Below are 20,944 nucleotides of genomic sequence, written 5' to 3' on the forward strand. Positions count from 1 at the left end.
TCGGCCGCCTCAAAGACTGGAGGCGCGTCGCGACACGCTATGATCGTTGCCCAAAGGCCTTCTTCTCCGCCGTAGCCCTCGCCGCTACCGTCATCTTCTGGCTCTCATCAATGAGTCCTGACCCTAGCTTTAGGCACTGCGTTGACGCTTGTCGGAATTGGGCTCAAGTCCCCATCGTTCTATCTGGTTGCCTTCGCGCTTACAGGCGCGGGATTCGGCACCTTCTTTTACGGGACCTTGCGTATGATTGTCCCCACACCCCTGCGGATGAGCGAGGCGAACTTTTCGCTTCCATTTTCACGTTCAGCTACATCGCCTTTGGGCTTCCCGTGATCCTCGCCGGCCTGATCATCCCGTGGGTCGGGCTGTCCGCCACCGTCTTCGCCTACGGAAACGCCGTGGCCGCCATGGCTGCGATTGCCGGATTGTGGCGGATGTTCGGATCGGCCAGCTAGCGCAGGCGCAAAGGCGTTGCCGCAAGTGTCCCGGCTTGCGGAACCCGGCCCCTTCCCCCGACTGCCGGAAGCGGCCCGGCCTCGGATGCAGACAGGGACATTTCTTGAATTGTATTAATTCGAAGCCGTGACTAGGATCGCACCGACGCGCCCGCTGAAAACAGCGTGCGATCAGTGAAAGGAAGATGCGATGCGATCTTCATCCACTTCATCCGATTTCACGCGCCGAGGCTTCCTCACATCGACCGCCGTCGCCGCGCTCATCGCCGCGAGCGGCGATGCGCTCGCCAGGGTGGTCGGCGGCGCCCAGCCCTTCAAGACATTCGACTACGCACCGCCGGAAACGCTGCCCGGCGGCCGCTGGTACTTCTTCACGCCGGATGAGGCGCGCACCGTGGGCGCGATCGCCGAGCGGCTGATCCCGGCCGACGACCTCAGCATGTCGGGCAAGGATGCGGGCTGCGTCGAGTTCATAGACCGGCAGCTCGCCGGGTCCTTCGGGTCGTTCGAACGGCTCTACATGCGGGGCCCCTTCCAGCAGGGCGACCAGTCCCCGCTCGTGCCGCGCGAACGCTACCGCCAGGGGCTCGCCGCGCTCGACGCCTGGAGCCGGGCCGGATCGGGACAAATGTAATTCTTCACATGCCCTTCATACACGCGATAGTTGTGCATGGTCATGTAGGCTTTGTCCTGAACGCGTTGCCGGCAATGGCCGAGATAAAGCTCCGCCAGCCCGCTTATCCGCATTTTTGCGGATTTCAGCCGCAGATTTCCGGCATTCAGCCTGTTGTCGATCTCGATCCTGAATATGTCGGCATCGCCCTTCTTCTGGAATTGCCGCCGCTGCCTTATCCCGTCCCTGTCGATATAGGATACGATCCAGGCAGTTCTCGCTTGCCCTGATCTCGTTTGCCATGTTCGTTTCGTTACTGACGACATTGGTTGATCACTTTCTGTTTCTTTTTGACATGACTGGAGAACCATCATCGATGCGATGGCGCTTCCGTTGTTTTTTCTTCTTTTGTGGAGCCGGACTATTCTGCTTCAGAGATAGTTATGAAACACTCTGCTGTGCATGTTACACATGAAGTACCTTTGTTTTGATGTATTTTACTGCATGGCTCACGAAAAGAGGCGTTCGTTGAAAATTATTCTTTCATTTTGTTTCTTATAAAATCCTCCAGATCCTGCTTGGGCGCACACCACCTCCCTCCAATTTTGAATGCGGGGATGTTTTTTGCTTTTGCCTGGTTATAAATGCGCCGAAGCACATGTTTTTCTGCACTTCCATAGAGGGCCAAGGCGATTTCCGCAGCGCCATAAAAAATCTCGCCCCGCTGTGCGCCGCCGTCTGGCCGCGGTGAATGTCCGATAGTCACTTCAGCATCTCCAGTGTGTGAGTAGAGGTCAGGTGCGTATCCGTGTCACGCATCCGTCTTCATTGTAGCTGAAACGACGATTGCCGGAACAAATTTTTTGGCTACGGGATGTTTTTGTATTGCTTTTGATAACGAATCACCTTGACCTTGATTCGTATTCGAGTGAATTTTCTCTGATTTTTGATCGGAGATACATTTTTCATGCTTTCGTCAACGTCATTTTTCCCAGAATTTATAAATTATGGATACTGACAACTGCGATCCGGACGATGGAGAGACCATCTTTGCATCCTTACACGAATCAGACATTGACGTCAGGTACTGATTCGTATGCCAATACACAGAATGAAAATGTCGCTGGAGATGCGGCGCGCATCACAAACGAATCCAACTCTGACGTTAATGTCTGATTTGTGCGGGAACGCGCCGGGGCGCTATGACGTCAGGTGTTTCTTGTTTCTTGTTTCTGTTTTCTGTTTTTCTTGATGGGGATTGTTATTGTTATTTACATAACTCATGTATTATTTTTGCATATTTGTTTTTCATTCGTGGTATTTGTAATTTTTTATGTCCTATGCTTGTTCTGGATTGCTCCGGCTGTGAAATGCAATCTCTGAATAAAGAAGTCCGGCGCCATTGCAAACTGAACAGCGAACTGAACAGCGCCCCCGTTGCCGTCCATGACGAAAGACGCCGATTTCCGGCAGATTGCCGGTCACCATGCACATGAAGAGCTGTGGGGAAGCAGGCGGCGCCCTGCCCTGGCCGACCAGCAGGGAGATCAGAGGCGACGGTGACGCGCCCGGCAGGTCCCGTAGATTGAAGGTGTAGTCCGAACCTTCTCTTGCCGCCTCATTCCGACCGTCTCGCCGCGGCAATCAGTTGCTCCAGGCGCGCGATACTGGATTCGAGATCGTTGCGGAATGCGGTCAGTCCGGCAAGTTGCGCATCCGCCTTCGCGCGTTGTGCCTTGAGAATTGCCAGCACCTGTTCCTTGTCCCTGATATCGACCAGGTCCTCGAAGTAGACGTCGATAACGGCAGCGATCTCCTCGAGGCTGAGGCCAAGATACTTCAGTGCGGCGATCTTCTCCAGCCGCTTGAGGACGTCCTCATCGTAGTAGCGATAGCCGGCCCCCTCACGGTCACCAGGCCTCAGTAATCCGAGCTTCTCGTAGTGATGAATGGTGCGATGGCTGACGCCGGCACGCTTCACAATCTCGCCGATCTGCATGAGAGAAGAGAACAACCCGTCATCCATCCCTTAAGAACGAACCTGGCATATAAATGCAGCCTTATGTCTGCCGTCGTAGCAAGTCAACAAGGGATCCGCATTGAACTGGGAAAGACGTTACCGGCGGTCCGGATGTCCACGTCGGGGTGCGCTTTGTCCCGGTTTCCAGGCGAACACTGTACAGATCAGAGCCCGCGGCCGTTCCGTGCCGCCGCGGCGATGATCGCACGCCGACGGCGGCGTTTCCGTTCGCGTTCCTCTTTGTCCTCGATCGGTAGCGGGGGATCAGGATTCGCGTCGGTCTGTTTCTCGGGGTGCGGGCCGGTGGGATCGGGGGCCGGGGTCGAGACGCCCTGTTCTGGTGCGGTCATCTTGAAATTGGCGTCGGCGGAAAGATCCGGCGTTTTCTGCACGGCGATTGTGTATCCCTTGGGGAACTCCTGCCGGCCGACAGTTCGTGCGACATCGTCCAGGGCATGGAAGCCTGCTCGGATATTTTTGCCTTCCCGGATCACGTCGGCGAGATCGTGTAACGCACCGACAACTGATCCGGTGCCGGTTCCCCTGCCCTGCCGGCCCACATTGATTTATCCGGGGTCGGCAGCACCGACTGCCCGGACGTTTAGCGGGGCGGCGCCGGACGTCGAAATCGGGACTGCGATCTGATGGTCGAGTGCCGGAGGAAAGGAGAGAGCGTCTGGCAGATCTGCTCATACCTTAACCCGGCGCGATCACTCGACCGATTCCACCGCCTGTTCGGCGGGCCGCGCCTCTTTGCGCGTCCGCCTCGAGCGGGGGTCGGATGGGGCAGGCACCTTGGCGCGCGTGGTTCGCTTGCGCGCAGGTGCCGGTTCGGATTCCACCTCCGCGACAGGAGAAGGGACTTCGGCTGCAGCTTCCGCTTGCGGTGCGGATTCGACGTTCTTGCGTCCCAGCCCCAGTCTTCTGGCAGCTTCCCGCCGTTCCTCCGAATTCCGGACCCGGTATTCTATGTTGAACGGTCGGATACGGGCGAGGTCTGGCGCGTTCTCTGCAGCAAACGCGACATCCCGGCAAGGCTTCAGGATCTGGCCATCGCGCTGGATTCCGGTCTCGGCGACGGGAGCCATGCCAGCCGCATCGTCAGCGCGGGGAACATGATGGTGCTGCCGCTGCTCGCCTGGGCCACCGTGGTGATGGTCAGCAGTGCGCCCCAAGCAGAAGCCGCGCCCCGGATTGCCGCCGTCGACACCGAGACCAGGCCGGATGCGCCCGGCGCATACGACGACCATGTCCTCGCCGAGGTCGACCGGCTCATGGCCGAACGTAAACTTTATCGCGATCGGGATCTGACGCTGGACCGGCTCTCGCGCCGCCTTGGGATTCCCGCCCGGCAGGTTTCCGGCGCGATCAACCGCAAGCTCGGCCGGAACGTGTCGCAGGCCATCAACGAATGGCGGGTCCGCGAGACGATGGAGCTTCTCGTGCAGTGCGGATCGCGATCCATGCACCTGCCAGGGATGGTTATACGCCTCCGGGCGCGCAGAAGACGCTGGAGGATGAACGGACGCTTACCGGCCGCGACTGAGCCTCACTCGTCCGCATCGGCGGCTTCCGTGGAAGTGCCGCGATCAGCGTGGATCACGCCGGCGCACCGTCGATGACAGCAAATAGAGAAGCCTGCCGCCGTGTTCAAAACTCGCGCTGGAGCCGCAATCTCGCCTGCACCTGATCCTCCGATCGCCGCCGGCTTTCGATGACCTCACCGGCGAAGCTCTTGCGTTCAGCCTTGGAGTAGAGCACCTCGATGCCGATATCGAAGGCGCTCACCGGCGACCAGATCAGATTCGATCCAACTGCCCATACATCGAAATTGCGCAGTTCCGCATAGCCAGCCTTGACTGCATTGTCATACGTCACACCCGTATAGCTGCCAAATACGCTCTGCCGCACCGACGGCGTCCAGTAGTGGAGGAAAGCGGCGGTGGCGTTCCAGCCGCGCGTCGTCTTGACATCGCCGTTGACAATGGCGCCGTCCGTCGCGATCGACAGGAAATCCCCGGCCTCCACGTCACCGACACCCAAATAGTTCAGCGCGCCATCGGCATAGGCGCCCTGGAGCCACAGCACGTCGCCCTCGGCGAAGGCCGGCAGGTTGATCGTCACGCCGCCCTGCACCGCAAAGCCATAGGTCGTATCCACCCGTTGCGCGAAGGGTCCATGGAGCGAGGCCGAATTGAGCTGGTGCAGTGCGCCGGACAGCTGCGCCGAGCCCCAGTCCTGCTCCACGCGCAGGTTGACGACGACATCCGGAAGCCGCTGACCGGCAGCGTCATACCAAGTCTCATTCACCTGACGGGTATTGCGGTCTTCCAGCGAAAGCGTCGCGGAAAAGCCGTCGCCGAACGTGGCCGTGTAGGCCAGCAGGTTGATCGTGGTGTCGGAGCCGAAGGAGCCCACCAACCCTTCCCCGAAGTTGAGGTCGTTGGCGTAGAAATCGAAGAAAGACGTGGCGTGACCAGCCGTCAGACCCGCCCACTGAATATAGGCGCTTTCAACAAGGGCGCCGTCTTCGTCCTCGCTGAAGATGCCGGAATTCTTTTCGATCTCGTAGCGGATGAAAGTCCGCAGCAGGCCGAAGTCCGTCGCGGTGCGGACATCAACCTCAAGACGGGCCTGCGCCTTGAAGCCGGTAGCGTCACGCTGGCGCCCATCGCGCGATGCGCTGACAATGTCACCGTTCGCATCGGTCTCGATAATCGTCGCCCCCCTGGGCTGGGAATAGCCGAAATCCGCGCGCACGCGCCCGCCGATCCTGATGCAGGTGTCCGTGCCCGGCACGTAGAAGAAGCCTTCGCCATGCGTCGAACAGACACGCACATAGTCGACCGGTGCACTCTTCGAAACCGGCAGATCGGCGGACCATGCCGGGATTCCCGTAACGAAAAACACTGCACCTGCCGCGAGATATAACCTTGAACGTTTCATATCCTGTCCTCTTGATATCAGCGATAGATGGATGTGCGCGGCTCGGTCAGGCCGGTTCCTGCTCGTGAATGGAGGGTTTTCCGGTGTTGGCGGCAGCGACCTTGACGCCATGGCGTTTCGGGCCAACGAGACAGGCGATACCGAGGATCAGGCCGGATATGGTTGCGATCATGCCGGCGGCGCTGACGCTGGAATGTCCGCCGAACCAGAGCGGGCCGTAGCCGGCGAGGATATAGCCGACCACCGCTGCGACGGTCGCGAACGCCACGCTCCAGGCGATCTGCGGACCCATGCGATCGGTCATCAGCCGTGCCGCGGACGGCGGGCAGATGAACATGGCGATGACGATGATCGAACCAACGGCGTCAAAGGCGGCGACGGCAGCCACCGCGACCATCACGATCAGTCCGAAACTCACCGCAGTCGGCCTCGCGCCGATGCTCTGCGCGAAGGCGGCGTCGAAGGTGCCGATCACCAGCTCCTTCCAGAACACGGTGATGAAAGCGGCGACCGCGAGAAGCACGATGGCCAGCCGCGGAAGCTGGGAGGGAATCTCGGCCAGCGCCTGCCAGTCGAGGAGCGATCCCCAGTCCTCCCCCGCGAGCCAGATCAGGCTTTCCAGATTGCCGTAGAGCGCATGTTCCACATCGAGATGCACCTTGCTGGTGTCGGTCTGCTCGAGCAGCAGCACGCCGGCGGCGAACAGCGTCGTGAACACCACCCCCATCGCCGCACCCGGCTCGACATGGCCGACCTTGCGGATCAGCTCGATCAGCAGCACTGCGACGATCGCCGCAACCGCCGCACCCACGAGCATGGGGCCGGCCGCCAGCGTGCCGGTGAGAAGGAATGCGCCGACAATGCCGGGCAATGCGACATGCGACACCGCGTCCCCGATCAGGCTCTGGCGGCGCAGGACAAGGAAATTGCCGGGCAAGGCGCAGGCGATGCTGGCGAGCACGCCGATCACGAGGGGTGTGAGGGACAACTGGACGAAGTCGTTGCTCATGATTGCACCTGCTGCAATGAAAGACGCTGGTCGAGTTCGGCAACCAGATCGGGCGGCAGCACCTCCCTGATGGCGGTGATGCCCTGATGCGTCGTACCCGCCGCCTCTTCCGGGTAGAGACGGCGGTAGAGCGCCCAGCGCGCCTCGTCCCTCACTGCTTCGGCCGCAGCCGCCTTGCCCTTCAGGGTGGCGACGCCGTCACGGCGGATCAGCCCCTTCTTCAGCAGGATGTTCAGCGTCAGGGAATCATAGATCGCCTCGCCGCGCGCCAGTGCGAGCAGACCCTGCCGCTCGTGGACATCGCGCTGGAACGCGAACTTTCGCAGGCTGCCGGCAAACAGCCCGCGACGCGGCGAGAACAGCAGCGAGATCACGAAAAGACTGAAGGCCATCAGCACGATCAGCGCGCCGGTCGGCAGCCCCCTGTCGATCGAGGAGATCGCGGCTCCGAGGTAGGCCGACACCGCCCCGATGACAGCGGCGATCAGCGTCATCGGCTCGGGACGATCGGTCCAGAAGCGGGCCGCGACGGGCGGGATGATCGTAAGCGCCACGATCAGCACGAGGCCGGCCACCTTGAGGCCGATGACGGTGACCGCGAGCAACAGCCCCATCATGGCGAGGTCGGTCGCACGCACGTTGATGCCGCGCACGGCTGCGTATTCCTGATCGAAACAGACCAGCGTGAACGGACGGCGCAGCATGAAGATCGCGGCGCCTGTCAGCAATGCCGCCACCGCAATGGTCTCGGCTTCCGAGCGCAGCATGCCGGCGGTCGAACCGACGAGATAGCCGGAAATGCCTGCCTGCCGTCCCGTCTCCAGCGACTGGATGACAGTGAGCAGGACGATGCCGAAGCCGAAAAAGACCGACAGCACGGTGCCGATCGCGGCATCTTCCGTCAGGCGCGTCCGGCGCGTGATCCATTCGACGATGATCAACCCGAGGCCGGCGCTCGCGGCCGCGCCGATCATCAGCCCGGCGATCCAGCGGCCGTCGCCTGTCACCAGGGCCATGACGATGAAGGCGAGCGCGAGGCCCGGCAACGTCGCGTGGCTGATCGCGTCACTCACCAGCGAGCGCTTGCGCAGCAGCACGAAAGTGCCGATCGCCCCGGCGCTCGCGCCGAGAATGGCAGCGCCGACCGAAACGAGCGCCGTGTTGTAACCCGCCTGAAGGAGAAGGGCGGTGAGGAAAGCGTCCATGCGTTTGATCCCGACGAGTGTTCCCGTGAACCCGAACTGGTCCCGTGAGCGATGTCCTGCCCGGTCACGAACCGGTGGCGGCGAGCTGGTCGACCTGCGCGGTCGCGAGACGCCCGCCGTAGGTGGACTGCAGATTCTCAACCGTGAAGGTCGTGGCCACCGGGCCATCGGCGATCTTGCGCACGTTCACCAGCAGGACATGGCTGAAGTAGTCGCGCACCGTCGCCAGGTCGTGATGGACGCAAATGATGGTCTTGCCGGCGGCATTCAGCGCCTTGAGCACGGAGACGATGGCGCGCTCGGTCGCCGCGTCGACGCCCGCGAAGGGCTCATCCATGATATAGAGGTCGGCTTCCTGGGCGAGCGCGCGGGCGAGAAAGACGCGCTGTTGCTGGCCGCCGGACAACTGGCCGATCTGGCGGCGGGCAAAGCTCTCCATGCCGACACGCTTCAGGCAGTCCATCGCCTTTTCGCGGTGCTTCCGGCCCGCGAAACGCAGGAAGCCGATGTCGCGGTAGAGGCCCATGATGACGACATCGAGCACCGTCGCCGGAAAATCCCAATCGACGCTGGCGCGCTGCGGGACATAGGCGATGCGGTGGCGCGCCTCTTCATAGGGCTTGCCGAACACCGTGACCTCGCCGGTGACGCGGGGCACGATGCCAAGCGCCGCCTTGATCAAGGTCGACTTTCCGGCCCCGTTAGGCCCGACGATCGCCAGCATGGCCTCCTTAGGCGTGACGAAATCCACTGAGAACAACACCGGCTTCTCGCCATAGGAAACCGTGAGACCGGCAATCGCCAACGGACTGTCGGGATAATCGCGCGCCAGCGTGACGCCATCTCGCGCCACGAGCTGCGGGGCTTGTTCGATTGCCATCTCTGATCCTTTATGAAACAGGCATGAGGAATGCTGGCGGCCGGGGGTGCCCTGTCCCGGCCGCCGGTCGTTGTCGGGAGGTCGGGTCGGAGGTCAGGAACCGAGCTTGCTGTTCAGTCCCTTCTCGGGAGCCTCACCGTCAAGCGCGCGGGTGATGACGGTCGCGTTATGGTCGATCATGCCGATGTAGGTGCCCTCGTAGGTGCCGGGTGCGCCCATGGCGTCGGAGAACAGCTCGCCGCCGATGACGACCTTGTGCCCCTTGGCGCCAGCGCCCTCGATCAGTGCCTTGATGTTGCGATCAGAAACCGAGGATTCGACGAAGATCGCGCCGATCTTCCTGTCGACCAGCACGTTGACCAGATCCTCGATCTGCTTCAGCCCCGCCTCGCTTTCCGTCGAGATGCCCTGGATACCCATCACCTCGTAGCCATAGGCCTTGCCGAAGTAGTTGAAGGCGTCATGGGCGGTGACCAGCACACGCGATGCCTCGGGCACCGTGGCGAATGCCTTGTCAGAATAATCAGCGAGCGCATCGATTTCGGCCAGGTGCCGGTCGGCATTCGCCTCGAAAGCGGCCTTGCCGTCGGGATCGAGCTTGATCAGTTCGTCGCGGGCCGCCGCGACGACGCCCTTCCACAGGCGCGGATTCATCCACACATGCGGGTCATAGCGGTTCTCGTAGTCCTCGTTGGGAAGAAGCTGATCCTTCGGCAGGCTTTCAGCCAGCGCGACGACGTTCTTGCGCTTCGCGAGATCGTGGAAGAATTCCTCGAGCTGGGCTTCCAGATAGAGGCCGTGCCAGAACACGGCATCGGCGTTGGCCATGGCCGCGATGTCTGATCGCGTCTGGCGATAGACATGCGGATCGACGCCCGGCCCCATCAACGCCTTGACGTCAACGCGGTCACCGCCGACCTGCCTGACCGCATCGGCGATCATGCCGGTCGTCGCGACGACGGTCAGTTTCTTCTCCTGCGCGGCAGCCGGCGTCATCGTCATCGCGACAGCCAGCACTGCTCCCGCCATGCCGGCCAGAACGGACCGCCTCATCTTATCGAACATGCTCGGATCTCCTTGTTGGCGAAAGCGTCTCGCCATTGATCGGATTGCATTATCAAATGCAATTGCGACTCATTTGCATAAATTGATTGACGTGCGTGCGGGCTCATTTATTCTGCAACTGCGAGCGAATTGCAATAAGGATTCGACACGGAGGACAAGAATGACTGCCGAACGGACCGAAAATCCGCAGGATGCCAGCCTTTCACGCCGACCCGCACGTGACCTTCTCGCTGTCACCGGCCTGCGGGCAACGCAGCAGCGCCTTGCCCTGACGACGCTCCTGTTCGATCGCGGCGACCGCCATGTCAGCGTCGAGACACTCCACGATGAAATGGTCCGTGCGGGCGCGCCGGGATCGATCAGCTCGATTTATCGCGGTCTGAGGGATTTCAGCGACATGGGACTGCTGCGGCGCGTCCCCGTTTATGGCTCAACCACCTGGTACGACACGCAGACCGGCCATCACCACCATTTCTATGCGGTCGATGAAGACAGGCTGATGGACGTCCCGGCCAACTGCATCACGGTTCAGGACCTGCCCCCACCGCCCGAAGGCTACGAACTGGTCAGTGTCGACGTACTCCTGCGGATCCGCCGCAAGGAAGACCGGCAAGCCGCATGACCCTGACGCCCATGACATAGACGCCCACAACCCTGACGCCGCTGCTCCCACCCGCTCTCCGACACAACCGACGGATATCCCGATGCTCCTCGTTCCCGACGAAACCCGGCAACGCCTCCGCGCCGAGCGGGACAGGTTTCCCCTCACACGCGCGCATGTCCTCGACGTCCTGCGCAACGCCGGGCTGCGGCCCACGCGCCAGCGGGTTGCCCTCGGCGGTCTCCTGTTCCGGGAGCACCACCGTCATGTCACGGCCGATGGCCTGCATCAGGAAGCGTTGGGTTCCGGCGTGACGCTCTCGCTGGCGACAGTCTACAACGCGCTGCACCAGTTTACCGAAGCCGGCCTGCTGCGGCAAATTTCCGTCGACGGCGAGCGGACCTATTTCGACACCGACACCGGCAATCATCATCATTTCTACATCGAGGCGGAGCGCCGGATCCTTGACGTTCCCCCGGGGCAGGTCCGCATCGGACGACTGCCCGAACCGCCCGCAGGCTACGAGATCGCCAAGGTCGACGTCGTCATCCGGTTGAAGCGCCGGAACGCGAACGCCGGACATGCCTGCTCCGGCCCGGCTGCTCCAGGTTGCAGACAGTGCGGCGCCTGCCGTCGCGGCGAACCGGAGTGATCATCTGCAGGTGACACGGACAGCGCACCAGATTTGCCGGCCGCCCGTCCGGATCGGGCGAATGAAACCGGCCTGAATGATCCGGACAGAAACCGACATCGCGAAAGGAACACAGTCCATGCTGACCATCGGTGCCAGGCTCCCCGCCTTCGACTTGCAGGCTGTCGTCGCGACAGACCCGTCCAGTGCGTTCACCCGCATTACGGACGCAACAGACGTAGACAAATGGAAAGTGATCTTCTTCTGGCCGAAGGATTTTACCTTCGTCTGCCCGACCGAGATCGCCGCCTTCGGCAAGCTGAAGGGCGAGTTCGCCAATCGCAACGCTGTCGTCTACGGCGTGTCGACGGATAGCGAATACGTCCACCTCGCCTGGCGGCAGCAGCACCCCGACCTCCGGGATCTGGCCATTCCCATGCTCTCCGACATCAAGCGCGAGCTGAGCACGGCGCTCGGCATCCTGCACCCGGATGAAGGCGTGGCGCTACGCGCGACCTTCATCGCCGATCCTCAAGGCGTCATCCGCTTCGTATCGGTCAATGACCTCGACGTCGGCCGCAATCCGGAGGAGGTGCTGCGGGTGCTCGACGCACTGCAAACCGGCGCGCTTTGCCCCTGCAACTGGCAGAAGGGTAACGACGTCCTGCAAGCCGCCTGACCGGACAAGGAGAGCAGGACCATGACTCATGCACCTTTTTCCCGCGCCGCCCGGACAGCTCTCACATCTCATCTGCCGTGCCTAGCCATTGTCGGCAGGGGCGACGAGTTGTGGAAGAAGCTGACCGCAGAGGCCAACCGCGCCTATGTGCGAAACGACATTGCCTCGGCACGCAAGGTTTACGGCCAGGCGCTATCCGAAGCGGAGAAGCTGTTCGACGCGGCGATGACCGGACGGGGGCTCCCGCCCGGTCCGGTCATCTATAACGTTTCGTGCCACAATCTTGCGGAACTCGAAGAGAGACAGGGAAGTCAGGACGCCGCCGGAATCTATTTCCGGCGCGCCTACGACAGGCTGATGGAAGCCGCAGGATCACCGGCCGTGCCGCTGGCGCAGCGGGTTAGCTGTGTCCAGCACCTGAAACAGGCCCTCGCGGCTCTCGTCCGGCATCTCCATGAAAATGGAGGATCGGAAACCGGCGAAACGGCCGACCTCGTAAACGACCTCGTATCCCGCGCGCACCGGACGGCCTTCAACGTCTACCACGTCGCGCGGCATGCCGAGATTGCCGATGCCGGCTGTTCCCACTGCGCAATCGGGCTCTCGTAAGCGGCCCGTTAGACATGACGCCCCCAGATATCAGGATCCCTGACGTGAACACACTCGACGACACGATGAAAGCCTTTCTCGCCAAGCAGCTGCCGATCCAGGCAACCGTCAGCCGGGACGGCCTGCCGGACATCGGCCCCAATCGGAATAGCCGAAGCCATCGATCGTCTCCGACCAGATTTCGATCTTGCCGGAAGGTGTCTTCAACGGGTTGGCAGCAGGGTCTTCACGGAAACTCCGCAGGAAGGTCTCGGGCGCGGGCGTCCCCTCGAAGTCGATGATCCCACTGGCCCAGAAGGCCTCGAATTCCGGCAGCTCGACGCCTGCGGCTATCGCGCGCGGCCTGGCGTCGTCATAGAGCACGCGCAACCAGCCTTTCGCGTCACGACCTTCTGTGTACGATCCGGCAACGCCGAGACGTTCGGCCAGCCCGCGAAAGATCTCGAAATCGTCGAGAGCCTCGCCGGCCGGTGGAAGGAGGCGGCGCATGGCGACAATATGCGCCTCGCGCGCTGAGAAGCCGATATCGTCGCGCTCCAGCGTCGTCGTCGCCGGTAATACGATATCTGCCATCTTCGCGTGGGCGTTCCAGAACTGCTCATGCGCGACGACCGTATCAGGCTTGCGCCACAGCTTCGTCAGACGATAAAGGTCCTGGTGATGATGGAACGGGTTACCGCCGGCCCAATAGATCAGCCGGATATCCGGGAAACGGTGCGAGCGACCGTTGTAGTCGAAGAGCTCACCCGGATGCTCCAGCATGTCGGCGATACGGGCGACCGGGATGAAAGCATCCACGGCGTTGCGACCCTGCGGCAGGGTCGGCCCCGAAAATCGGGCGCTGCGATGTCCGATCGAATTCGTCGCGCCATAACCCAGGGAGAAGCCGCCACCCGGCAGGCCGATCTGCCCGAGCACGGCCGCCAGCGCCACCACGGCCCAGAACGGCTGCTCGCCGTGATGAGCCCGCTGAAGCGACCACATCGCTGTCACCAGTGTCCGCTCGCGCCCCAGTGCGCTTGCAAGCTCCTCGATCGTCTCTCGCGGTGCGCCGGTAATCCCCGCCGCCCAAGCGGCATCCTTGACGATGCCGTCGACATGCCCGAACAGGTAGGCATCGAGACGTTCCCAACCGATGCAATGGGTCGCAAGGAAATCCTTGTCATGGCGGCCGTCCTCGACCACGCCATGAGCGAGCGCCAGCATCAGGGCAGTGTCGGTGTTCGGCCGGATGGGCAGCCACTCGGCATGGGCACCGGGTTCGGTGTCCTCACGGTTCGGGCCGACATTAACGATCCGGACGCCGCGCTCGACAAGTCCCGCCATGGCGTCGCGATGGCGATGGCGACCCGCACCGCCGGACTCGTTCTGTGTCGTCTTGGCAGGCATGCCTCCAAAGCTGACGATGAGGCGGGTATTCTGGACGAGCGTGTCCCATGAATCGCTGTTCGCGAGCACCACGTCGATCGGTGCAATGATGTGGGGCAGGATCACGCTGCCCGCGCCGAAACTGTAGGAATCGACGCTGCGCACATAACCGCCCAGCACGTTCAGGAAACGATGGAGATGGCCAACGGAATGATGAAAACGACCGGCACTTGCCCAGCCGCAGGATCCCCCGAAGATTGCGTCGTTGCCATGGGTGTCGATCACCCGTCGCAGTTCCACCGCAAGCAACTCGAATGCCTCGTCCCATGACACCTCGACGAAGGGTTCCGTGCCGCGTCCTTCGCGGCTCTCCCATCCGCCCTTCAGCCCAGCCTGCCCGGACAGCGGGGCGAAGAATGCGTTGCGGCGCATTATTGGCCGCCAGCATGTGCAATCCAATCGGAGAGGGATCTGGATCCTGCGCCCAGGGCACGATGAGCGGCTGCCCGCCTGCATCGCGTTGCACTTCGTAGATTCCCCAATGCGAAGCGGTGTAATGTGCGCTATTCACCGATTACCTCTACTTCCAGGATCATCAAGAACTGCCCCAACCGCCGCCGAGAGGACTTGCCGGAGGTGTCGGATAGAACACCGCGTACCGGAGAACGACCCTCGTACCGCATTTTAGATCGTTTCTGGCGCCGCTGCCATGCCCACAAGAAGCAAAAGGTCGCAGCGACCGAGCGTCTGTAATCAGCTCGCCGCGCCGCACGAAGCTCGGCCTCTCAAAGTACAACTGACGGGATCATATCACGACCTGCACGACGTAATGGACGCCGATGACGATACCAATGCCGCCAAGGGTTCGACGGAGCAACATTTCAGGCAGCCAGGGCTGCAAGGCCGCACCCGCATAAGTACCCGCGAAACCACCGATGCCGAGTGCAATGCCGAGCGGCCAATCGGGAGCAATATTCCCATGGTAGCCGAGACTCAGCACAATGTATGTGATGAGCCCGGCCACTGAGGTCACCAGGGTGGACGTCAATGCCGCAGGGGCGACACTGGAGACGGCGAAGCCCATGCCTACCAGGATCGGAGCCAGAAGAGAACCGCCGCCGATACCGTAGATGCCGCCGATGACGCCGACTACGAGGGCCAGGCCGATAATCAAAAGCCGCTGGCGACCGTGAACATCGTGCCCCTCACGGGAAGGCGTATGTTTGCCGAACAGCAACCAGATGCCGAGCGGAATCAGCACCGAGGCGACCACCAGAAGAAATTCCTCTGGCCCGGACAGCCACCAGACACGGATGATCGCGCCAACGACAGTGCCGGGAATCGTGCCTGCAACCAGCAGCCAGGTCAGCGACCGGCGAATCCGCATACGGCCGTTGTAACGCAGCAGCCCGCCAGGAATAGCAACGAGATTGTACAGCAGGTTCGTAGGTGTCACGGAGGGGCTTGGCGTATGCAGCACGCTTAACTGTACAGGCATGAGGAATACTGCGCCGGAAACTCCGACGGGAGCAGTCATCATCGCAATCAGGAACGCCAACACGGCCGCCAGAAGAAGCGTCACGGGTGTACCCTCTCTTTCTCACGACCAATAATAATACGGTGTTTTGCAGAACGGTGGATCCTGGACCCATCGGCAGATGGAGCGCTGCTTGTCGGAACCGGCGACGCCGGGATCGCGACGTGGACCCCACTGAAGTTGCAGGCCGCTACTTGAGCGCCTATGTCAGCCGGAATGAGAAAGATCCACTTTCCCATGGACACTCCATAGGCTGCTTATAATTACTTTTACATCAACAGGCCGCCGCGCTCGTACCAGCCTTTGGAGCGGTTCACGATCCACACGACGGAGAGCATCACTGGCACTTCGATCAGCACCCCGACGACGGTGGCGAGCGCCGCGCCGGACTGGAAGCCGAACAGGCTGATGGCGGCGGCAACCGCAAGCTCGAAGAAGTTCGAAGCGCCGATCAGGGCTGACGGCCCCGCCACGCAATGCTTCTCGCCGGTGACACGGTTCAGCAAATAGGCCAGCCCGGCGTTGAAATAGACCTGGATCAGGATCGGAACGGCGAGCAACGCGATAACGAGCGGCTGGGCCAGTATCTGTCCGCCCTGAAAACCGAACAGCAAAACGAGCGTGGCGAGCAGCGCCGCCAGCGAAAGCGGCTGGAGCCGGTCGAGGAAACGTTTCAGGGTCGGTTCTCCGCCCGTGGCGAGCAGGCGGCGGCGCACGAACTGCGCGGCGATCACGGGGACAACGATATAGAGCGCCACCGAGAGGACCAGCGTATCCCACGGCACGGTGATGGCCGAGAGGCCAAGCAGCAGGCCGACAACCGGCGCGAACGCAAACACCATGATGGCGTCGTTGAGCGCCACCTGGCTCAACGTGAAATGCGGCTCGCCCCTGGTCAGGTTCGACCAGACGAACACCATTGCCGTGCAGGGCGCGGCCGCAAGGATGATGAGGCCGGCGATATAGCTGTCGATCTGGTCAACCGGCAGGTAGGGCCGGAACAGGTATCCGATGAACAGCCAGCCGAGCGACGCCATCGAAAACGGCTTCACCGCCCAATTGACGAACAGCGTCACGCCGATGCCGCGCCAGTGCTCCTTGACCTGCCCGAGCGCGGTAAAGTCGATCTTGACCAGCATCGGCACGATCATCAGCCAGATGAGCACCGCGACCGGCAGATTGACCTTGGCGACCTCCGCCGTGCCGATGGTATGGAAGATGCCCGGCAGGAAATGGCCCAACGTGACACCGGCGACAATGCAGAGCGCGACCCAGAGCGTGAGATAGCGTTCAAAGGTGGACATGGCGAATGTGGCGGGGACAGATTCGGCGGGCGCGGATTGGGTCGGGACAGACATGCTGCATCCTTATGCCGTCGCCACGCGGCGGCCGTGTTCGTCCACCACGCGCTCGCCGTCCTCCTTGATGAACTCCCTCCGCTGCGGCGGCAGCAGGTCGAGCACCTGTTCGGACGGGCGGCAGAGCCGCACGCCCTTCGGGCTGACGACGATGGGTCTGTTGATCAGGATCGGATGCGCCAGCATGGCGTCGAGAAGCTGGTCGTCGGTCAGGGCCGGATCGTCAAGGCCAAGCTCCGCATAGGGCGTGCCCTTCTGGCGCAGCAGGGCGCGGACCGGGATGGCCATGCGCCCGATGAGTTGCGCGAGCAGCGCCCGTGTCGGCGGCGTTTTCAGATATTCGATGACATGCGGCTCGATACCGGCATTGCGGATCATGGCGAGCGTGTTGCGCGACGTGCCGCAGGCAGGGTTGTGATAGATGATGACGTCCATGGTTCACCTTATGTCGGGCTCACCTCATATCAGGTCGGGCCGGGGCGGCGTGCCCCCTTCGCTCTGGCCGATCTCGCGCAGCTTCGCGCCGAGGACCGTCCTGTCGAGGCTTTCGATGGGTAGGGATGCAAAGATGGAAACGCGGTTTCTCAGATAGCGGAACGCGGTGACGAAGGCCGCCTCCTTCTCGATGTCCACCCCCTCGGCGGCGGCGGGATCCTCTATGCCCCAATGCGCTGCCATCGGCTGCCCCGGCCACATCGGACAGGTCTCACCGGCCGCGGCGTCGCAGACAGTGAATACGAAATCCGGCACGGGCGCGCCCGGCTCGGCGAATTCGTCCCAGCTTTTCGATCGCAGCCCTTCTGTGGGGTAATCGTAGCTCTCCAGCACCTTGAGGGCGAAGGGATTGACCGTCCCCGTCGGCCGGCTGCCCGCCGAGAAAGCGCGGAATCGGCCGGCACCATCCCTGTTGAGAATGCTCTCCGCCATGATCGAGCGGGCGGAATTGCCGGCGCAGATGAACAGCACGTTGTAGATGCGGCCGGTCGGGTGGGCGTCAGGCATCGGCCTGCTCCCCGACAGGCTCGCAGCAGCAGGACAATGTGGCGATGGCGGGATTGCACACTTCGGGATGGCCCTGGCAGCAGTCCCGCATGAGGAACGTGATAAGACCGGCAAGGGCCGGATAGGCGGCGCTGTAGATGATCGAACGCCCCTCGCGGCGGGACACGACCAGCCCGGCATGTTCCAGCTGGCCCAAGTGGAACGACATGCGCGAGGACGACGCGCCATCCATCGCCTCCCCGATCGCCCCGGCCGGCAAACCTTGAGGGCCGGCCGTCACCAGCAGGCGGACGATGCGCAGCCGCGTTTCCTGAGAAAGCGCGGCGAAGGCTTCGAGGGCTTGCTTTTCGTTCATCGTGGCCTCAATATATCGATATCTATTGAAATATGGATACATGAAGATGAACGACAGCGCCAGCCCCCGAAAGATGAATTTTGAGATGAATTTTCACGGCGATGCCTCGCTGGGCGCCCTGCTGGCCGCGCTGGAGCCGCACACCGGCAAGGCTCTGGTCATCGACTACGGCGGGCCCAGGATCAGGCCGGGCTATCATGTGACCGAAGTCAAGGCCGGCTCCTTCGTTACCCTCGATTGCGGCGCAAACCCCGAGTCGTGGCGCGAGACGATCCTGCAAGTCGAGGACTGCGGCCCGATAGAGGACCGCGATTACCTGTCCGTCGACAAGTTTCGCGGCATTCTCGACCGGGTCGGGCGACAGATCGCACTCGATCCCGACGCCCGGGTGACTTTCGAGGTCGGCCCGCCCGGCACGGCGATGCAGGTTTTCGACGTGGACGCGCTGCATCCGGAAAGCAGCTTTGTCGTGCTGCGGCTCGCTGCCCGCCCGGCTATCTGCAAGCCGAGACACCGGGCCGGGCAGGCAGCGCCGGCGTGTTGCGGCCCGCAAGCGACGGCAGGGACCTGCTGCGCGAGGTGATGAGCGGGTTTGACGCGGCTCCGCGGCGGGTGTTCAGGTTGCTGTCAGCAAGCGTCCCCATTGATGACCCGGCCATTCACGCCTGCCGTACAGCCGGGACAACGCATGCTCGATCTCTCATCCGACCGCGCGATGGCGGCGCTGACCGGCGCCACCGTGGCGGGCATGGGCCTTGCCGCTTTCGACGCTTTCGCCGCTCCCGGATACTGGGGACCCGTGGGCCTCGCGCTCGTCTATCTCGCGGGCGGGCTGCCGGCGAGTTGGCGGGCGCTGGCGGCGCTGTGGCGCGAGCGCATCCTCGACATCGACCTGCTGATGGTAGTGGCCGCGCTCGCCGCCGCCGCCGTCGGCGCGCCGCTGGAGGGGGCGGTGCTGCTCACCCTCTTCAGCATCTCCACCACGCTCGAACACCGCGCCATGGGCCGGGCACGGCGTGCGGTCGAGGCGCTGATGGCGCTGCGCCCCGACACCGCCCTGAAGCGCCTGCCTGACGGAGTGGTGAGCGAGGTGCCGGTCGCGGAACTCGTTCCAGGCGACGTCGTGGTGCTGCGGCCCGGCGCGCGGGTGCCGGCGGACGGCACGATCCTCAGCGGCGAGGGCTCGCTCGACGAGGCCACCATCACCGGCGAATCGATGCCGGTGCACAAGCGCCCCGGCGCCAAGGTTTTCGAGGCGACGGTGAACCTCGACGGCGTGCTGGCGGTCACGGTCGGGCGCTCCGTCGCCGACAGCACCGTGGCGCGGATGATCGCGCTTGTGACCGAGGCGCAGGCCGCCCGCGCGCCCTCGGAGCGCTTCAGCGCCTGGTTCGGCCAGCGCTATACGGTCGCCGTGCTGGCGGGGTCCGCCCTCGCCTTCGCCCTCTTCCTGGGGCTCGGCTGGCCGGCGCGGGAGGCGCTCTACCGCGCGGCGACGCTGCTCGTCGCGGCAAGCCCCTGTGCCATCGTGATCTCGGTCCCCGCCGCCATCCTCTCGGCGCTTGCGGCGGCGGCGAGGGGCGGCGTGCTGTTCAAGGGCGGCGCGGTGCTGGAAACGCTGGCGGACGTCGACATATTCGCCTTCGACAAGACCGGCACGCTCACCACCGGCAAGGCGGAGGTGACGGCGGTCGCGGCCGGCGGCGACGAGACCGCGTTTCTCGCGCTGCTCGCGGGGCTGGAAGCGCAGTCCGAACACCCGATCGCCGACGCCATCCGCCGCTACGCGCAGACGCGCGGCGTCACCCCCGCCACGGTGCGCGACGTGCAGGCCATCCCGAGCGAGGGCATCCGCGGAACCGACGCCGCGGGCGTGGTCTGGGCGGGCAACCGCCGCATGGCGGCGCGGATGACCGCCCGCATCCATGCGCTGGCCGACGCGCCGGCTTCGGAACCCGACACGCGGCCCGATTTTGCGGCGCTCGCGGACAGCGCGGAAACGGTGGTCTATCTGGGGCGCGGCAGCCGGGTTCTGGGCGCCGTCAGCGTGGCCGACCGCCCGCGCGCGACGTCGGCGGCGGGGCTTGCGGCGCTGCGGGCCGAGGGCGTGACGGCCATCGCCATGATGACGGGAGACCGCCGGCCCGTGGGAATCAGGATCGGCGCGGAACTCGGCTTCGCGCCGCAGGACGTCCATGCCGATCTGCTGCCGCAGGACAAGGTGCGGCTCGTCGGCGAGCTGACCGCGCGGGGCAAGGTGGCCTTCGTCGGCGACGGCGTCAACGATGCCGCGGCTCTGGCGCGCGCCGACATCGGCATCGCCATGGGGGCGGCGGGCAGCGACGTCGCGCTCGCCGCCGCCGACGTGGCGCTGCTGTCCGACGACATGCAGCGCCTCGCCGCCGCCCGCAGGCTGGCGCGGCGCACGCGGCGCATCATCCGCCAGAACCTGGTCTTCGCCATCGGCGCGATGGCGGTGCTGGTCGCATCCAGCCTGTTCCTCGCCCTGCCGCTGCCGCTCGCCGTGCTGGGGCACGAGGGCGGCACCGTGCTCGTGGTGCTCAACGGGCTCAGGCTCCTCGCCGATCCCATCCGCGGCGACCGGAGCTGA

Annotated in this window: 24 protein-coding genes and 2 pseudogenes; 10 read left to right on the forward strand and 16 right to left on the reverse strand. The window is 63.3% G+C overall.

All coding sequences use genetic code 11. The features are described from left to right. From ACOYJQ_RS17915 to ACOYJQ_RS17925, 3 genes and pseudogenes are all read left to right on the forward strand, one after another. A pseudogene (locus tag ACOYJQ_RS17915) lies at nucleotides 1–104 on the forward strand (IS5/IS1182 family transposase); the annotation flags it as partial. 541 nt (nucleotides 105–645) lie between these two features. Then, the gene (locus ACOYJQ_RS17920) at nucleotides 646–1,089 is read left to right on the forward strand and encodes a gluconate 2-dehydrogenase subunit 3 family protein (RefSeq protein ID WP_433460395.1); all 444 of its coding nucleotides are present in this window, start codon (nucleotides 646–648) and stop codon (nucleotides 1,087–1,089) included. Nucleotides 1,090–1,163: 74 nt separating this feature from the next. After that, nucleotides 1,164–1,358 (forward strand): hypothetical protein, encoded by a 195-nt coding sequence (locus ACOYJQ_RS17925; RefSeq protein WP_433460397.1) that lies wholly within the window; start codon nucleotides 1,164–1,166, stop codon nucleotides 1,356–1,358. A gap of 245 nt (nucleotides 1,359–1,603) precedes the next feature. On the opposite strand, the gene ACOYJQ_RS17930 is transcribed toward ACOYJQ_RS17925, so the two are convergent. The 4 genes from ACOYJQ_RS17930 to ACOYJQ_RS17945 form a co-directional block, all read right to left on the reverse strand. Beyond that, a complete protein-coding gene (locus tag ACOYJQ_RS17930) occupies nucleotides 1,604–1,834 on the reverse strand; it encodes a hypothetical protein (protein WP_433460399.1) in 231 nt (76 codons plus the stop codon). A gap of 852 nt (nucleotides 1,835–2,686) precedes the next feature. Beyond that, nucleotides 2,687–3,094: a MerR family transcriptional regulator gene (locus ACOYJQ_RS17935; RefSeq protein WP_433460400.1), complete on the reverse strand. Its 408-nt coding sequence runs from the start codon at nucleotides 3,092–3,094 to the stop codon at nucleotides 2,687–2,689. A gap of 158 nt (nucleotides 3,095–3,252) precedes the next feature. Continuing rightward, the gene (locus ACOYJQ_RS17940) at nucleotides 3,253–3,648 is read right to left on the reverse strand and encodes a hypothetical protein (RefSeq protein ID WP_433460401.1); all 396 of its coding nucleotides are present in this window, start codon (nucleotides 3,646–3,648) and stop codon (nucleotides 3,253–3,255) included. Nucleotides 3,649–3,798: 150 nt separating this feature from the next. Next, nucleotides 3,799–4,176: a hypothetical protein gene (locus ACOYJQ_RS17945; RefSeq protein WP_433460402.1), complete on the reverse strand. Its 378-nt coding sequence runs from the start codon at nucleotides 4,174–4,176 to the stop codon at nucleotides 3,799–3,801. A 27-nt stretch (nucleotides 4,177–4,203) separates the two neighbouring features. Here ACOYJQ_RS17945 and ACOYJQ_RS17950 point away from each other — a divergent pair, with 27 nt between their 5' ends. After that, on the forward strand, nucleotides 4,204–4,710 hold the full coding sequence (locus ACOYJQ_RS17950; RefSeq protein ID WP_433460403.1) for a hypothetical protein: 507 nt from the start codon (nucleotides 4,204–4,206) through the stop codon (nucleotides 4,708–4,710). Between the two features lie 28 nt (nucleotides 4,711–4,738). On the opposite strand, the gene ACOYJQ_RS17955 is transcribed toward ACOYJQ_RS17950, so the two are convergent. From ACOYJQ_RS17955 to ACOYJQ_RS17975, 5 genes are all read right to left on the reverse strand, one after another. Continuing rightward, on the reverse strand, nucleotides 4,739–6,034 hold the full coding sequence (locus tag ACOYJQ_RS17955; protein WP_433460405.1) for a porin: 1,296 nt from the start codon (nucleotides 6,032–6,034) through the stop codon (nucleotides 4,739–4,741). A gap of 46 nt (nucleotides 6,035–6,080) precedes the next feature. After that, complete coding sequence (locus ACOYJQ_RS17960) at nucleotides 6,081–7,043, reverse strand: metal ABC transporter permease (RefSeq protein WP_433460407.1); 963 nt, start codon at nucleotides 7,041–7,043, stop codon at nucleotides 6,081–6,083. Then, nucleotides 7,040–8,248, reverse strand: coding sequence for a metal ABC transporter permease (locus tag ACOYJQ_RS17965; protein ID WP_433460408.1), 1,209 nt, complete (start codon nucleotides 8,246–8,248; stop codon nucleotides 7,040–7,042). Before ACOYJQ_RS17965 ends, ACOYJQ_RS17960 begins: the two co-directional genes overlap by 4 nt. A gap of 64 nt (nucleotides 8,249–8,312) precedes the next feature. Beyond that, entirely contained in the window at nucleotides 8,313–9,128 is an 816-nt protein-coding gene (locus tag ACOYJQ_RS17970; RefSeq protein WP_433460409.1) for a metal ABC transporter ATP-binding protein, read from the reverse strand. A 93-nt stretch (nucleotides 9,129–9,221) separates the two neighbouring features. Beyond that, the gene (locus tag ACOYJQ_RS17975; protein WP_433460410.1) at nucleotides 9,222–10,193 is read right to left on the reverse strand and encodes a metal ABC transporter solute-binding protein, Zn/Mn family; all 972 of its coding nucleotides are present in this window, start codon (nucleotides 10,191–10,193) and stop codon (nucleotides 9,222–9,224) included. A 160-nt stretch (nucleotides 10,194–10,353) separates the two neighbouring features. Here ACOYJQ_RS17975 and irrA (ACOYJQ_RS17980) point away from each other — a divergent pair, with 160 nt between their 5' ends. The 4 genes from irrA (ACOYJQ_RS17980) to ACOYJQ_RS17995 all read left to right on the forward strand — a co-directional run bounded on the left by irrA (ACOYJQ_RS17980) (nucleotide 10,354) and on the right by ACOYJQ_RS17995 (nucleotide 12,713). Continuing rightward, the gene (gene irrA / locus ACOYJQ_RS17980) at nucleotides 10,354–10,815 is read left to right on the forward strand and encodes an iron response transcriptional regulator IrrA (RefSeq protein WP_433460411.1); all 462 of its coding nucleotides are present in this window, start codon (nucleotides 10,354–10,356) and stop codon (nucleotides 10,813–10,815) included. An 82-nt stretch (nucleotides 10,816–10,897) separates the two neighbouring features. Continuing rightward, the gene (gene irrA, locus ACOYJQ_RS17985) at nucleotides 10,898–11,446 is read left to right on the forward strand and encodes an iron response transcriptional regulator IrrA (protein WP_433460412.1); all 549 of its coding nucleotides are present in this window, start codon (nucleotides 10,898–10,900) and stop codon (nucleotides 11,444–11,446) included. Between the two features lie 118 nt (nucleotides 11,447–11,564). Then, nucleotides 11,565–12,104: a peroxiredoxin gene (locus ACOYJQ_RS17990; protein WP_433460413.1), complete on the forward strand. Its 540-nt coding sequence runs from the start codon at nucleotides 11,565–11,567 to the stop codon at nucleotides 12,102–12,104. Between the two features lie 108 nt (nucleotides 12,105–12,212). Next, nucleotides 12,213–12,713, forward strand: coding sequence for a hypothetical protein (locus ACOYJQ_RS17995; RefSeq protein ID WP_433460414.1), 501 nt, complete (start codon nucleotides 12,213–12,215; stop codon nucleotides 12,711–12,713). Between the two features lie 108 nt (nucleotides 12,714–12,821). On the opposite strand, the gene ACOYJQ_RS18000 is transcribed toward ACOYJQ_RS17995, so the two are convergent. The 7 genes and pseudogenes from ACOYJQ_RS18000 to ACOYJQ_RS18030 form a co-directional block, all read right to left on the reverse strand. Continuing rightward, entirely contained in the window at nucleotides 12,822–14,513 is a 1,692-nt protein-coding gene (locus ACOYJQ_RS18000; RefSeq protein WP_433460415.1) for a molybdopterin-dependent oxidoreductase, read from the reverse strand. 37 nt (nucleotides 14,514–14,550) lie between these two features. Continuing rightward, a pseudogene (locus ACOYJQ_RS18005) lies at nucleotides 14,551–14,652 on the reverse strand (hypothetical protein); the annotation flags it as partial. Between the two features lie 234 nt (nucleotides 14,653–14,886). Continuing rightward, the gene (locus ACOYJQ_RS18010; protein ID WP_433460417.1) at nucleotides 14,887–15,663 is read right to left on the reverse strand and encodes a sulfite exporter TauE/SafE family protein; all 777 of its coding nucleotides are present in this window, start codon (nucleotides 15,661–15,663) and stop codon (nucleotides 14,887–14,889) included. Nucleotides 15,664–15,887: 224 nt separating this feature from the next. Continuing rightward, a complete protein-coding gene (gene arsB, locus ACOYJQ_RS18015; RefSeq protein ID WP_433460454.1) occupies nucleotides 15,888–16,922 on the reverse strand; it encodes an ACR3 family arsenite efflux transporter in 1,035 nt (344 codons plus the stop codon). A gap of 63 nt (nucleotides 16,923–16,985) precedes the next feature. Next, entirely contained in the window at nucleotides 16,986–17,411 is a 426-nt protein-coding gene (gene arsC, locus ACOYJQ_RS18020; RefSeq protein WP_433460418.1) for an arsenate reductase (glutaredoxin), read from the reverse strand. Between the two features lie 24 nt (nucleotides 17,412–17,435). Then, nucleotides 17,436–17,978, reverse strand: coding sequence for an arsenate reductase ArsC (locus ACOYJQ_RS18025; RefSeq protein WP_433460420.1), 543 nt, complete (start codon nucleotides 17,976–17,978; stop codon nucleotides 17,436–17,438). Beyond that, on the reverse strand, nucleotides 17,971–18,333 hold the full coding sequence (locus ACOYJQ_RS18030) for an ArsR/SmtB family transcription factor (protein ID WP_433460421.1): 363 nt from the start codon (nucleotides 18,331–18,333) through the stop codon (nucleotides 17,971–17,973). The genes ACOYJQ_RS18025 and ACOYJQ_RS18030 overlap by 8 nt, the downstream gene beginning before the upstream one ends. Before the next feature lie 46 nt (nucleotides 18,334–18,379). Between ACOYJQ_RS18030 and ACOYJQ_RS18035 the strand changes: the two genes are divergently transcribed. Continuing rightward, nucleotides 18,380–18,916, forward strand: a complete 537-nt coding sequence (locus tag ACOYJQ_RS18035; protein WP_433460422.1) for a DUF6428 family protein — start codon at nucleotides 18,380–18,382, stop codon at nucleotides 18,914–18,916. Nucleotides 18,917–19,021: 105 nt separating this feature from the next. After that, nucleotides 19,022–20,944 carry a heavy metal translocating P-type ATPase gene (locus tag ACOYJQ_RS18040; protein ID WP_433460423.1) on the forward strand — a complete coding sequence of 641 codons (1,923 nt, stop codon included), beginning with the start codon at nucleotides 19,022–19,024 and terminating at the stop codon, nucleotides 20,942–20,944.

Origin of the sequence: Pseudochelatococcus sp., from assembly GCF_050946405.1 — a bacterium.
Taxonomy (GTDB): domain Bacteria; phylum Pseudomonadota; class Alphaproteobacteria; order Rhizobiales; family Beijerinckiaceae; genus Pseudochelatococcus.

What these genes read in the sequence shown, in the direction of transcription:
- ACOYJQ_RS17960 (WP_433460407.1), bottom strand. Translation starts at nt 7,043, where the DNA reads ATGAGCAACGACTTCGTCCAGTTGTCCCTCACACCCCTCGTGATCGGC.
- ACOYJQ_RS18035 (WP_433460422.1), top strand. Translation starts at nt 18,380, where the DNA reads ATGAACGACAGCGCCAGCCCCCGAAAGATGAATTTTGAGATGAATTTT.
- irrA (WP_433460412.1), top strand. Translation starts at nt 10,898, where the DNA reads ATGCTCCTCGTTCCCGACGAAACCCGGCAACGCCTCCGCGCCGAGCGG.
- ACOYJQ_RS17970 (WP_433460409.1), bottom strand. Translation starts at nt 9,128, where the DNA reads ATGGCAATCGAACAAGCCCCGCAGCTCGTGGCGCGAGATGGCGTCACG.
- ACOYJQ_RS18025 (WP_433460420.1), bottom strand. Translation starts at nt 17,978, where the DNA reads ATGCCTGACGCCCACCCGACCGGCCGCATCTACAACGTGCTGTTCATC.
- arsC (WP_433460418.1), bottom strand. Translation starts at nt 17,411, where the DNA reads ATGGACGTCATCATCTATCACAACCCTGCCTGCGGCACGTCGCGCAAC.
- ACOYJQ_RS17925 (WP_433460397.1), top strand. Translation starts at nt 1,164, where the DNA reads ATGGCCGAGATAAAGCTCCGCCAGCCCGCTTATCCGCATTTTTGCGGA.
- ACOYJQ_RS17975 (WP_433460410.1), bottom strand. Translation starts at nt 10,193, where the DNA reads ATGTTCGATAAGATGAGGCGGTCCGTTCTGGCCGGCATGGCGGGAGCA.
- ACOYJQ_RS17990 (WP_433460413.1), top strand. Translation starts at nt 11,565, where the DNA reads ATGCTGACCATCGGTGCCAGGCTCCCCGCCTTCGACTTGCAGGCTGTC.
- ACOYJQ_RS18000 (WP_433460415.1), bottom strand. Translation starts at nt 14,513, where the DNA reads ATGCGCCGCAACGCATTCTTCGCCCCGCTGTCCGGGCAGGCTGGGCTG.
- ACOYJQ_RS17965 (WP_433460408.1), bottom strand. Translation starts at nt 8,248, where the DNA reads ATGGACGCTTTCCTCACCGCCCTTCTCCTTCAGGCGGGTTACAACACG.
- ACOYJQ_RS17950 (WP_433460403.1), top strand. Translation starts at nt 4,204, where the DNA reads ATGATGGTGCTGCCGCTGCTCGCCTGGGCCACCGTGGTGATGGTCAGC.
- ACOYJQ_RS18040 (WP_433460423.1), top strand. Translation starts at nt 19,022, where the DNA reads ATGCTCGATCTCTCATCCGACCGCGCGATGGCGGCGCTGACCGGCGCC.
- irrA (WP_433460411.1), top strand. Translation starts at nt 10,354, where the DNA reads ATGACTGCCGAACGGACCGAAAATCCGCAGGATGCCAGCCTTTCACGC.
- ACOYJQ_RS17955 (WP_433460405.1), bottom strand. Translation starts at nt 6,034, where the DNA reads ATGAAACGTTCAAGGTTATATCTCGCGGCAGGTGCAGTGTTTTTCGTT.
- ACOYJQ_RS18030 (WP_433460421.1), bottom strand. Translation starts at nt 18,333, where the DNA reads ATGAACGAAAAGCAAGCCCTCGAAGCCTTCGCCGCGCTTTCTCAGGAA.
- ACOYJQ_RS17920 (WP_433460395.1), top strand. Translation starts at nt 646, where the DNA reads ATGCGATCTTCATCCACTTCATCCGATTTCACGCGCCGAGGCTTCCTC.
- ACOYJQ_RS17935 (WP_433460400.1), bottom strand. Translation starts at nt 3,094, where the DNA reads ATGGATGACGGGTTGTTCTCTTCTCTCATGCAGATCGGCGAGATTGTG.
- arsB (WP_433460454.1), bottom strand. Translation starts at nt 16,922, where the DNA reads ATGTCCACCTTTGAACGCTATCTCACGCTCTGGGTCGCGCTCTGCATT.
- ACOYJQ_RS17945 (WP_433460402.1), bottom strand. Translation starts at nt 4,176, where the DNA reads ATGGCTCCCGTCGCCGAGACCGGAATCCAGCGCGATGGCCAGATCCTG.